Source organism: Streptomyces sp. NPDC088157 (genome assembly GCF_044741545.1).
Taxonomy (GTDB): domain Bacteria; phylum Actinomycetota; class Actinomycetes; order Streptomycetales; family Streptomycetaceae; genus Streptomyces.
The window spans coordinates 330284-341299 of record NZ_JBIUSU010000006.1 but is presented as its reverse complement, the minus strand read 5'-3'; the positions used below and the strand labels follow the sequence as shown (position 1 = coordinate 341299).

The window sequence follows — 11016 nt, the reverse complement described above, 5'->3', positions numbered from 1 at the left end:
CGCCCGCCGACGGAACGTTCCGTCGGCGGGCGCCGGAGGGTCGTAAACCGGTCAGGCCGGTGAACGAAGGGGAAGAGGTCGGGAAGAAACCGGGAAGAGGCGGGAGGGGACGGGAGGGAACGGGAGAGGACGGGAGGAGCCGGACCGGCGGTCACCGGGCCGCCCTGGGAAAACCTTCCCGGGCCGGATGGGGTCTCAGTGGATGATGCCGGTCCGCAGGGCCACCGCGACCATGCCGGCGCGGTCACCCGTGCCGAGCTTGCGGGCGATGCGGGCGAGGTGGCTCTTGACGGTCAGCGCGGACAGGCCCATGGAGACGCCGATCGCCTTGTTCGACTGGCCTTCAGCGACCAGTCGCAGCACCTCGACCTCACGGCCGGAGAGCTCGCGGTAGCCGCCCGGGTGGCTCGGGGCACCCGGGGGGCGGCGGTGCATACGGGCGGCGGAGCCCATGGGGACGGCACCGGGTCGGCTGGGGAGGCCGAGGTTGGTGCGGGTGCCGGTGACCACGTAGCCCTTGACGCCGCCCGCGAGGGCGTTGCGCACGGCGCCGATGTCGTCGGCGGCGGAGAGGGCGAGCCCGTTGGGCCAGCCCGCGGCGCGGGTCTCCGACAGCAGGGTGAGGCCGGAGCCGTCGGGCAGGTGGACGTCGGCGACGCAGATGTCGCGGGGGTTGCCGATGCGGGGACGAGCCTCCGCGATGGACGAGGCCTCGATGACGTCGCGCACACCGAGCGCCCACAGGTGGCGGGTGACGGTGGAGCGGACGCGGGGGTCGGCCACGACCACCATGGCGGTGGGCTTGTTCGGGCGGTAGGCGACCAGGCTTGCGGGCTGCTCGAGGAGAACGGACACCAGGCCTCCTGGGTGGGGGACGGGAGCCGGCTCGCGGGGCTTGTGGGGAGGAAGCCGGGACGAACCGTGCTTTCAAGGTCACAGTCGTCTTCGGCAGCGAACCCGGGGTCCTTTAGAGAATGATCACGATCTAGTGAGTAACAATCCGTGCAATTCGGACACGCGATCGATCATCCGAAGATCGAGTCGGTTTAAGTGGGTGTCTTACGGGACCGAAAATGGCCGTATCGACAAAGAGATGGTCAACGCGACTGGGGCCCCCTGCGCTGCGGCAGCGTCACCACCGACGCGTCCCCGGGGCCGGCCGGCGGCAGTCCCGCCACCTGCGCCAGCAGATCGCACCAGGACGCCAGGTGCGCTCCCGTCTCCGGCACGCCGCCCAGCCCCTCACGCGGTGTCCAGGAGGCCCGGATCTCGATCTGGGAGGCCGCCGGGCGCTCCGCCAGCCCGCCGAAATAGTGGGAGCTCGCGCGCGTGACGGTCCCGCTCGGCTCGCCGTAGGTCAGCCCGCGCGCCTGGAGGGCGCCGGTCAGCCAGGACCAGCACACCTCGGGCAGCAGCGGGTCCGCCGCCATCTCCGGCTCCAGCTCCGCCCGGACGAGGGTCACCAGCCGGAACGTTCCGCGCCAGGCGTCGTGCCCGGCCGGGTCGTGCAGCAGCACCAGCCGGCCGTCGGCCAGGTCCTGGTCGCCGTCCACGACCGTCGCCTCCAGCGCGTACGCGAACGGGGCCAGCCGTTTCGGGGCCGGTGTCGACTCGACCTCGATCTGCGGCCGCAGCCGGGCCGCCCTCAGCGCGTCGACGGCCGCCCGGAAGGGCGGTGGAGCCGACCTGTTCCCATCCCCGTCCCCCTCGTTCGCGTCATCCATCCCGCCAGCGCCGTCCGACAGTCGTCCCTGAGCCGCAGCCATGCGGGGAAGATTAAGGGGAACGGGGCCTTCGCGCAGGGCAAGACACCCGTGCGGGGCTCGCGGACGGGTGCGCGCTGGGCGAACAGGCGCACGGACCGCGCACGCCCGAGGAGCACGGCTCAGGCGCGCCGGAGGCCCGGCAGGGGTACGGCAGCGCCGGGAGGCGGCCGGCCGGCGGCCGGGCGGGGGGCGGCCTCACCGCGTCCGGGGCCGTGGGAGACTTGCCGTCGTGAGTGCGAACGAGAGCCCGGCGGGCCGGCAGCCGACAGCGACCTACGACAGTGCCTTCCTCAAGGCGTGCAGGCGCGAACCGGTGCCGCACACGCCCGTGTGGTTCATGCGGCAGGCCGGACGCTCACTGCCCGAGTACCGCAAGGTCCGCGAGGGCATCCCGATGCTCGAGTCCTGCATGCGGCCCGAACTGGTCACCGAGATCACCCTCCAGCCGGTGCGCCGGCACGACGTGGACGCGGCGATCTACTTCAGCGACATCGTCGTCCCGCTCAAGGCGATCGGCATCGACCTCGACATCAAGCCCGGCGTCGGCCCGGTCGTCGAGCGCCCGATCCGCACCCGCGCCGACCTCGCCCAGCTGCGCGACCTCACCCCCGAGGACGTCTCGTACGTCACCGAGGCCATCGGCCTGCTGACGGCCGAGCTCGGCGCCACCCCCCTCATCGGTTTCGCCGGCGCCCCGTTCACCCTCGCGAGCTACCTCGTCGAGGGCGGTCCGTCGCGCACGTACGAGAACGCCAAGGCGATGATGTACGGCGATCCCGAGCTCTGGGCCGACCTGCTCGACCGGCTCGCGGAGATCACGTCGGCCTTCCTGAAGGTGCAGATCGAGGCCGGCGCCAGCGCCGTCCAGCTCTTCGACTCATGGGCCGGCGCGCTCGCCCCGACCGACTACCGCCGCTCGGTGCTGCCCGCCTCCGCGAAGGTCTTCCGCGCGGTCGAGGGGTACGGCGTACCGCGCATCCACTTCGGGGTCGGCACCGGCGAGCTGCTCAAGCTGATGGGCGAGGCCGGAGCGGACGTCGTCGGCGTCGACTGGCGCGTCCCGCTCGACGAGGCCGCCCGCCGGGTCGGCCCCGGCAAGGCGCTCCAGGGCAACCTCGACCCGACCGTCCTGTTCGCCGGCACCGAGGCCGTCGAGGCCAAGACCCGCGAGGTCCTCGACACGGCCGCCGGGCTGGAGGGCCACGTCTTCAACCTCGGGCACGGCGTCATGCCGTCCACCGACCCGGACGCGCTGACCCGCCTCGTCGAGTACGTCCACACCCGGACCGCCCGCTGAGCCGTCTCACCAGCTGTGCCGGGGGCGCGCCCGTCTGCCGAACAGCAGACCGCGCGGCTCCGGCGGCGGGGGCGTGCCCGCCTTGAGCGGCCAGGCCAGCAGCATCCCCGCGAGGAAACCGACGACATGCGCCGCGTACGCCACGGTGCCCGCGCCGGAGACACCCTCGCCGGAGGAGTACACCGCCTGCAGTACGAACCAGAAGCCCAGCACCAGCCACGCCGGCAGGCGCAGCGGCAGGAACACCAGGAACGGGACGAGCACCCACACCCTGGCCTTCGGATACAGCACCAGATAGGCGCCCAGCACCCCCGCGATCGCCCCCGACGCCCCGATCAGCGGGTCGGCGGAGTCGGCGTTGAGCAGGGCGAAACCGTACGACGCCGCGTAGCCGCAGGCGACGTAGAAGAGCGCGAAGCGGACGTGCCCCATGCGGTCCTCGATGTTGTTGCCGAAGATCAGCAGGAACAGCATGTTGCCCAGCAGGTGCAGCCAGCCGCCGTGCAGGAACATCGCGGTGAGAACGCTCAGCGCGGGCGACTTGTCGTAGTCCGGCGGGTTCAGCACGCAGGCCGCGCCGCGCACGTCGCCGGTGGGGACGAGCTGCGGCAGCTGATGGTGGATCAACTCCTGTGGCACGGCCGCGTAATGCTCCAGGAAGGCGTGCAGATGACACGTCTGGGCCAGACTGCTGTCGCCCGCCACGGAGCCGGACAGACCGGGCATGAACAGGAAGACGAAGACGTTCACCGCGATGAGGGCGTACGTCACCACCGGGGTGCGGCGCACGGGATTCACGTCATGGACGGGGATGACCACAAGGAAGTACTGCCCCCGATCCGGTCGGTGAACCGGTGAACGCCGATCCCCACGGGCGCGTATGAACCGTCAACTGCTCGCGGCACGAGGAAGGCGGGCCGCGGGGACGACGTGAGGAACAGCGATGAACGACCGAGTTACTCCCCCGATGCACGCGACCCCCGACGGCGAGGCGGAGATCTCCCTGGTGATCCGGCTGCCCTGGGAAGACGTGGCACGGCTCGGCCAGGAGGCCGGGCGGCTCGCTGCGCAGATGCAGCGGCCGGTGACGCTGGACGAGGCTGTCAGCAGCCGGCTGCGGTCGCGGCCGGTGCCCGCGGCCCATGCGAAGCCCACGGAGCACCCTGCGGCCCCGGCCGCCGTTTCCGCTCTGCCGAGGCTCAGCGGGACCGCGTAACCGTCCGCGTAAGGGGTGCGGGTGGTGCGGCGGCCGCGAGCAGTGGGCGGCTGGTCGCGCGGTTCCCCGCGCCCCTAACGCCGGCTGCCGTGCACCCTGGCCGTGGCCTTCCTGGCGGCCACCAGCACCGGGTCCCAGACCGGGCTGAACGGCGGGGCGTAGCCGAGGTCCAGGGCCGTCATCTGTTCCACCGTCATCCCGGCCGTCAACGCCACCGCCGCGATGTCGACGCGTTTGCCCGCGCCCTCCCTCCCGACGATCTGGACGCCCAGCAGCCGGCCCGTCCTTCGTTCGGCGAGCATCTTGACCGTCATGGGAGATGCGCCGGGGTAATAGCCGGCCCGGCTGGTGGACTCGATGGTGACCGTCTCGAACTGGAGGCCGACGCGACGGGCGTCCTTCTCGCGGAGGCCGGTGCGGGCGATCTCCAGATCGCAGACCTTGCTGACGGCCGTGCCGACCACACCGGGGAACGTGGCGTAGCCGCCGCCGACGTTGGTGCCGATGACCTGGCCGTGCTTGTTGGCGTGGGTGCCGAGGGCGATGTGGCGCTCCTGGCCGGAGACCAGGTCGAGGACCTCGACACAGTCGCCGCCGGCCCAGACCGTCCCGTCGGCGAGGGGCCCGCGCACCCGCATCGCCAGATCGGTGAGCAGCCCGCCGTGGGCGCCCAGGGGCAGCCCGGCGGCCTTCGCCAGCCCGGTCTCCGGGCGGACGCCGATGCCCAGCACGACCACGTCCGCCGGGTACTCGGCCTCCTGGGTGACCACCGCCCGTACCCGGCCGTCCTCCGCCGTGCGCAGCGCGGTGACCTCGGTGTCGTTCACCAAGGTGATGCCCAGGCCCTCCAGGGCGCGGTGCACCAGCCGGCCCATGTCCGGGTCGAGGGTCGACATCGGTTCGCTGCCCCGGTTGACGATCGTCACCTCGTAGCCGCGCTTGATGAGCGCCTCGGCCATCTCCACGCCGATGTAGCCCGCCCCGACCACCACGGCGCGCTTGCCACGCGCGCGTGCCAGCGTGTCGAGCAGGGCCTGACCGTCGTCCAGGGTCTGCACCCCGTGCACGCCCGGCGCGTCCGCTCCCGGCATGTCCGGCCGGATCGGGCGGGCCCCGGTCGCGATGACGAGCTTGTCGTACGACGTCCAGGACTCCGCCCCTGAATCCACCGCACGCGCGCGTACCCGCCGTCCCGCGACGTCGATCTCCGTGACCTCCGTGCGCAGTCGCAGGTCGATCTCCCGCGCGCGGTGTTCCTCGGGCGTGCGGGCGATCAGATCGTCCCGCTCGGTGACGTCACCGCCCACCCAGTACGGGATGCCGCACGCCGAATAGGACGTGAAGTGGCCGCGTTCGAAGGCCACGATCTCCAGTTCGCCCGGTCCCTTCAACCGACGGGCCTGGGACGCCGCGGACATGCCCGCGGCGTCACCGCCGATCACCACCAGTCGTTCGATGCTCATGCGAACACGCTACGGGGGACCCGCAGTTCAGTGCTGCTCAGGCTCGCCCGCCCCGGCTCCGGTCTGCCCGGGCCCGCCCGTCCCGGCTCCGGTCTGCCCTGCTCCGCCCGTCCCGGCTCCGGTGTGCCCGGGCCCGGCCGTTCCGACTCCGGTGTGCCCGGCTCCGGTGTGCCCGGGCCCGGCCGTTCCGGCTCCGGTCTGCCATCCTCCGGCCGTCCCGGCTTCGGTCTGCCTCGCTCCGGTCTGCCCGGGCACGCTCACCCGGGACCGGTTCGCCTCTGCCGCTCGGCGGCGCGGACGCACCAGCCGCAGCCACACCAGCAGGAGCAGCAGGGCCACCGCGAGGAACGGCAGCACCGCTCCGAACGCGACGGCGATCCAGCGCAGCATCGTCACCAACGCGCCCCAGCCGCCCGCCAGAGCGTCCACGAACCCCGGGTCGTCGTCCTCGGCGGCCGGGACGACCGGCTTCTCGGACAGGGTCAGCGTGACGGTCGCCAGGCTGGTGCGGTCCTTCAGGGACGACTGCTGGGCGAGCAGCGCCTCGAGGTCGGCCTCCCGGCTGCTCAACTCGCCCTCCAGGGTGACCACGTCGCTCAGCTTGGTGGCCCGGTCCATCAGCTCGCGGACCCGGGCGACGCTGGCACGCTGCGTGGCGATGCGGCTGTCGACGTCGACGACCTGGTCGGTGACGTCCTGGGCCTTAGCCGTGCGCTCCAGGAGCTTGCCCGCTCCCTGCAGGGCGGCGAGCACGTCGTCGTACTTCCCGACGGGTACCCGCAGCACCACCCGGGTGCGCTCGGCGCCGTTCTCGTCCCGGACGGTCGTCTCGTCGCCGACGTAGCCGCCCGCGTTCTCCGTGGTCGCGCGAGCCTCGTCCAGTGCCTTCGGGACGTCCTTGACCTGCACGGTCAAAGAGGCGGTGCGGATGATGCGGCTGACGGTGAGGTCCGGCGCGGCGGTGGCCTTCGACCCGCTCGCGCCCGCACCCTCCTTCGCGTCCTGCGCGGCGTCCGCGTCCCCGGCGCCGGCCTCACCGACGGCGGCCTTGTCGGCCGTGCTGTTGGCGCCCGAGTCGTTCGCGCCGCTGCATCCGGTGAGTGCGAGGGCCGCGGCCAGCGCGAGCGCGGCCAGGGCGCCGACCGGCCGCGCGGAACGTCGTACGGAGCGTTCTGCGGAACGTCGTGTGCGCATGTGGGTGTACCCCCGGGGTTCTGACGACCTTGACGCTCCTTCGACGCCCGGGTGGGCCGGGACGTTGGCGGGAATCGGTTCCGAACAGGTCACGGTCGGGACGCGGGAAGGACACCGGGCGGCGGCCGGGGGGTCGGCGGGGTCTGAGACAGTGGGCGTATGACCGCAACGGGTACGGGTACGGGGCAGCACGTCGTCGTCATCGGAGCCGGGATCGCCGGGCTGGCCGCCGCCCACCGGCTGCTGGAGCGCGGGGCGCGGGTGACCGTGCTCGAGGCCACCGACCGGGTGGGCGGCAAGCTGCTGCCCGGCGAGATCGCGGGCGCGCGCGTGGACCTGGGCGCCGAGTCGATGCTGGCCCGCCGGCCCGAGGCGGTCGCCCTCGCGCGCGAGGTGGGCCTCTCCGACCGTCTGCGACCGCCGGCCACCGCGACGGCGTCGATCTGGACCCGCGGCGCGCTGCGCCCCATGCCCAAGGGACACGTCATGGGCGTCCCCGGCACCGCGGCCGCCCTCGCCGGAGTGCTCTCCGACGAGGGCCTCGCCCGGATCGGGCGCGACGCCGATCTGCCCCGCACCGAGGTCGGCGACGACGTGGCGGTCGGGGAGTACGTGGCGGCGCGCCTGGGCCGCGAGGTCGTCGACCGTCTCGTCGAACCGCTGCTCGGCGGGGTGTACGCAGGCGACGCCTACCGGATCTCGATGCGCTCGGCGGTCCCGCAGCTCTTCCAGGCGGCCCGGACCCACACCTCGTTGACGGAGGCCGTCCGCGAGATCCAGGCGAAGGCGGCGGCGAGCTCGCAGACCGGCCCGGTGTTCATGGGGATCAAGGGCGGTGTGGGCTCCCTGCCGCTCGCGGTCGCCGAGTCCGTCGAAGCGCGCGGCGGCGAGATCCACACGCGCGTGGCGGTGACCGGACTGCACCGAGGACCCGGCGGAGGCTGGCGCGTCACCGCGGGGCAGCGGGCACTGGACGCCGACGCCGTGGTCGTCGCCGTCCCCGCACCGGCCGCCGCCGCGCTGCTGGCCGCCGAGTCCCCCGAGGCCGCCGCCGGGCTGCGCACGGTGGAGTACGCCTCCATGGCCCTGGTCACCCTCGCCTACCGGCGTGCCGGCACGGCCCTGCCCGACGGCAGCGGCTTCCTCGTCCCGCCCGTCGACGGACGCACCATCAAGGCGTCCACCTTCGCCTCCCAGAAGTGGGGCTGGATCGCCGAGGAGAACCCGGACACGGTCGTACTGCGCACCTCCGTCGGGCGGTACGGCGAGACGGAGATCCTGGAGCGCGAGGACGCCGACCTCGTCGCCGTCTCCCGGCACGACCTGCGCGCGGCCACCGGCCTGGACGCCACGCCCCTGGAGACGCGCGTCACCCGCTGGACCGACGGCCTGCCCCAGTACCCGGTCGGCCACCACGCGCGCGTGGCCCGCATCCGCGAGCAGGTCGCCAAGCTCCCGAACCTCGCGGTGTGCGGCGCGCAGTACGACGGCGTCGGCATCCCCGCCTGCATCGCCAGCGCGTACGCCGCGGTCGACCAGCTCGGCGGCGACCTGAGCGCCGTACGGGACCTCGCGGCCAACCCGGTGCAGAGTCTGCACGGCGGAGCGGGAGAATGAGAGCCATGAGTGACGACGCCCCCACCACCGAGTCCGGCAGGGTCCCGAACAAGGGCAAGCTGGCCAAGGACCTCAACGAGGTCATCCGTTACACGCTGTGGTCCGTCTTCAAGCTGAAGGACGTACTGCCCGAGGACCGCGCGGGGTACGCCGACGAGGTCCAGGAGCTGTTCGACCAGCTCGCCGCCAAGGACGTGACGATCCGCGGCACGTACGACGTGTCCGGCCTGCGCGCCGACGCCGACGTCATGATCTGGTGGCACGCCGAGACCGCCGACCAGCTCCAGGAGGCGTACAACCTCTTCCGCCGCACGAGGCTGGGCCGCGCCCTGGAGCCGGTCTGGTCGAACATGGCGCTGCACCGCCCCGCCGAGTTCAACCGCTCGCACATCCCGGCGTTCCTCGCCGACGAGACGCCCCGCAACTACGTGAGCGTCTACCCCTTCGTGCGCTCCTACGACTGGTACCTGCTGCCCGACGAGGACCGCCGCCGGATGCTCGCCGACCACGGCAAGATGGCCCGCGGCTACCCGGACGTCCGCGCCAACACCGTCGCCTCGTTCTCGCTGGGCGACTACGAGTGGATGCTGGCCTTCGAGGCCGACGAGCTGTACCGCATCGTCGACCTCATGCGCCACCTGCGTGCCTCGGAGGCCCGCATGCACGTCCGCGAGGAGGTCCCGTTCTACACGGGCCGCCGCAAGGACCTCACGGAGCTGGTCGCGGGCCTCGCCTGATCAGTGTCCCTGCCGGGCGGCGCGCTCCGCGGGGGCGGCCGCCGGCCGGGGTTCCGGGTGCGGTGCGCAGGCCGCGCGCCGCCCCGGGAGCCGTCCCTCCAACAGGTAGGCGTCGAGGTGGCCGTTGACGCACCGGTTGGGCCCGCCCGCGATGCCATGGGTGCCGGCGTCCCGCTCCGTCACCAGCACCGAGCCCGACAGGCGCCGGCGCATTTCGAGGGCTCCGTCATAAGGCGCGGCGGCGTCGTGCTCGGCGGCCAGGATCAGCGTCGGCGGCAGCTCGCCCGGCCCGGTCCGTACGTCGAGCGGCTGCTGCCGGGGCGCGGGCCAGTAGGCGCACGGCAGGTTCGCCCAGACGTTGTCCCACGTCTCGAACGGCGCGACGCGCGCGAGCCGCGTGTTGTCGCGGTCCCACACCTTCCAGTCCGTCGGCCAGGACGCGTCGTTGCACTCCACGGCCGTGTACACGGCGTTCGCGTTCTCCGCCTCCGCGGCGGCCTCCCGCACCGGCCCGGCCAGGGCGATCAGCTGCTTCGGATCGCCCTTCAGGTACTGCGACAGCGCCTGCGCCCGGGCGGGCCAGTAGTCGTCGTAGTACCCGGCCTGCAGGAACGCGCCCTGCAGCTGGCCCGGTCCCACCTTCCCGCCGGCCGGCTCCGCGGCCAGCCGCGCCCGCGCCCGCTCGTAGCTGTTCAGCACCGCCTGCGCCGTGCCGCCGAGGCCGTACACGTCGTCGTGCCTCGCGATCCACTCCCGGAAGTCCGTCCAGCGGCTCTCGAACGCCGCCGACTGGTCGAGGTTGTTGCGGTACCAGATCTGCGCCGGGTCCGGGTTCACGGCCGCGTCGAACACCATCCGCCTCACGTGGGACGGGAACAGCGTCGCGTAGACCGCCCCGAAGTAGGTGCCGTACGACGCTCCCATGAACGTCAGCCGCTCCTCGCCGAGCGCGGCGCGCAGCACGTCCAGGTCACGGGCGTTGTTGAGCGAGTTGTAGTGCCGCAGGCCGCTGCCCGCCCGCTTCGCGCAGCCCTGCGCGTACGCCTTCGCCTGCGCGATGCGCTCCCGCTTGTACGACTCCGAGGGATGGGTCGGGGCGGGGGAGGGCCCCTTGAAGAAGCGCTTGGGGTCCTGGCAGGACAGGGGCGCCGAACGGCCCACCCCGCGCGGGTCGTAGCCGACGAGGTCGTAGGCCGCGCCGATGCGCTTCCACTCCGGCAGCAGTCCGATCAGCGGGAAGTACAGGCCCGAACCACCGGGACCGCCCGGGTTGAAGACCAGCGCGCCCTGGCGCGGCACCCGGTGCCTGCTGTTGTGCGGGTCCCGGTGGGTGGCGCTCACGCGGCTGACGGTCAGCTCGAGCTGCTTGCCGTTCGGGTGCGTGTAGTCGAGCGGGACGGAGACCGTGCCGCATCGCATGCTGCCGGGCAGGTCCTGCGCGTCGGAGCACTTCCCGAAGTCGACGCCCTTCGCGGCGGCCCGCGTGGCGGCCAGTACGACACCGGTCGACGCGGAAAGGCCGCCGGCGCTCGGGACGCCGCCGGCCGGGACGGCGGAGAGGGCGGTCAGGAGCAGGGCTCCTGCGGCCGAGTGGAGGGCGGCGGCTCTCATCGGGTGTCCCTTCGGTGCACGGCGGCGACAAAAGGGATGTTTGGTTCGACCGTGGGGGAAGGCAAGCACCAACGGCGGGTGTCGGCGCCAATGCCCCTTGTGCGCCCCCCGGTGG

At 72.9% G+C, this 11016-nt stretch carries 10 protein-coding genes; 4 read left to right on the top strand and 6 right to left on the bottom strand.

Annotation, left to right across the window (positions count from 1 at the left end; all coding sequences use genetic code 11):
* Positions 1-195: 195 nt before the first annotated feature.
* Together ACIPFH_RS25510 and ACIPFH_RS25505 are read right to left on the bottom strand one after the other, a co-directional pair.
* The gene (locus tag ACIPFH_RS25510) at positions 196-855 is read right to left on the bottom strand and encodes a LuxR C-terminal-related transcriptional regulator (RefSeq protein ID WP_401829740.1); all 660 of its coding nucleotides are present in this window, start codon (positions 853-855) and stop codon (positions 196-198) included.
* A gap of 242 nt (positions 856-1097) precedes the next feature.
* Positions 1098-1724 (bottom strand): DUF3000 domain-containing protein, encoded by a 627-nt coding sequence (locus ACIPFH_RS25505; RefSeq protein ID WP_401829737.1) that lies wholly within the window; start codon positions 1722-1724, stop codon positions 1098-1100.
* A gap of 271 nt (positions 1725-1995) precedes the next feature.
* Between ACIPFH_RS25505 and hemE the strand changes: the two genes are divergently transcribed.
* On the top strand, positions 1996-3063 hold the full coding sequence (gene hemE, locus ACIPFH_RS25500) for a uroporphyrinogen decarboxylase (RefSeq protein WP_401829735.1): 1068 nt from the start codon (positions 1996-1998) through the stop codon (positions 3061-3063).
* 6 nt (positions 3064-3069) lie between these two features.
* On the opposite strand, the gene ACIPFH_RS25495 is transcribed toward hemE, so the two are convergent.
* Positions 3070-3882: a rhomboid family intramembrane serine protease gene (locus tag ACIPFH_RS25495; protein WP_401829733.1), complete on the bottom strand. Its 813-nt coding sequence runs from the start codon at positions 3880-3882 to the stop codon at positions 3070-3072.
* Positions 3883-4006: 124 nt separating this feature from the next.
* Between ACIPFH_RS25495 and ACIPFH_RS25490 the strand changes: the two genes are divergently transcribed.
* Positions 4007-4279: a hypothetical protein gene (locus ACIPFH_RS25490; protein ID WP_356256979.1), complete on the top strand. Its 273-nt coding sequence runs from the start codon at positions 4007-4009 to the stop codon at positions 4277-4279.
* Between the two features lie 74 nt (positions 4280-4353).
* Here the strand turns inward: ACIPFH_RS25490 and ACIPFH_RS25485 are convergent, their stop codons facing one another.
* Both ACIPFH_RS25485 and ACIPFH_RS25480 read right to left on the bottom strand, forming a co-directional pair.
* Complete coding sequence (locus ACIPFH_RS25485) at positions 4354-5742, bottom strand: FAD-dependent oxidoreductase (protein WP_401829730.1); 1389 nt, start codon at positions 5740-5742, stop codon at positions 4354-4356.
* Positions 5743-5769: 27 nt separating this feature from the next.
* A complete protein-coding gene (locus tag ACIPFH_RS25480; RefSeq protein WP_401829729.1) occupies positions 5770-6936 on the bottom strand; it encodes a DUF4349 domain-containing protein in 1167 nt (388 codons plus the stop codon).
* A 159-nt stretch (positions 6937-7095) separates the two neighbouring features.
* On the opposite strand from ACIPFH_RS25480, the gene hemG reads away from it, so the two are divergent.
* Entirely contained in the window at positions 7096-8553 is a 1458-nt protein-coding gene (gene hemG, locus ACIPFH_RS25475; RefSeq protein WP_401829728.1) for a protoporphyrinogen oxidase, read from the top strand.
* A 5-nt stretch (positions 8554-8558) separates the two neighbouring features.
* Positions 8559-9290, top strand: a complete 732-nt coding sequence (hemQ, locus tag ACIPFH_RS25470; protein ID WP_356256991.1) for a hydrogen peroxide-dependent heme synthase — start codon at positions 8559-8561, stop codon at positions 9288-9290.
* Here hemQ and ACIPFH_RS25465 read toward each other — a convergent pair whose 3' ends face one another.
* A complete protein-coding gene (locus ACIPFH_RS25465; protein ID WP_401829726.1) occupies positions 9291-10901 on the bottom strand; it encodes an alpha/beta hydrolase in 1611 nt (536 codons plus the stop codon).
* Between the last annotated feature and the right edge of the window lie 115 nt (positions 10902-11016).

Bases quoted from the DNA above. Each gene is read 5' to 3' on its own strand.
- ACIPFH_RS25465 (WP_401829726.1), bottom strand. From the start codon at position 10,901: ATGAGAGCCGCCGCCCTCCACTCGGCCGCAGGAGCCCTGCTCCTGACC.
- ACIPFH_RS25480 (WP_401829729.1), bottom strand. From the start codon at position 6,936: ATGCGCACACGACGTTCCGCAGAACGCTCCGTACGACGTTCCGCGCGG.
- ACIPFH_RS25505 (WP_401829737.1), bottom strand. From the start codon at position 1,724: ATGGATGACGCGAACGAGGGGGACGGGGATGGGAACAGGTCGGCTCCA.
- ACIPFH_RS25485 (WP_401829730.1), bottom strand. From the start codon at position 5,742: ATGAGCATCGAACGACTGGTGGTGATCGGCGGTGACGCCGCGGGCATG.
- ACIPFH_RS25490 (WP_356256979.1), top strand. From the start codon at position 4,007: ATGAACGACCGAGTTACTCCCCCGATGCACGCGACCCCCGACGGCGAG.
- hemG (WP_401829728.1), top strand. From the start codon at position 7,096: ATGACCGCAACGGGTACGGGTACGGGGCAGCACGTCGTCGTCATCGGA.
- hemQ (WP_356256991.1), top strand. From the start codon at position 8,559: ATGAGTGACGACGCCCCCACCACCGAGTCCGGCAGGGTCCCGAACAAG.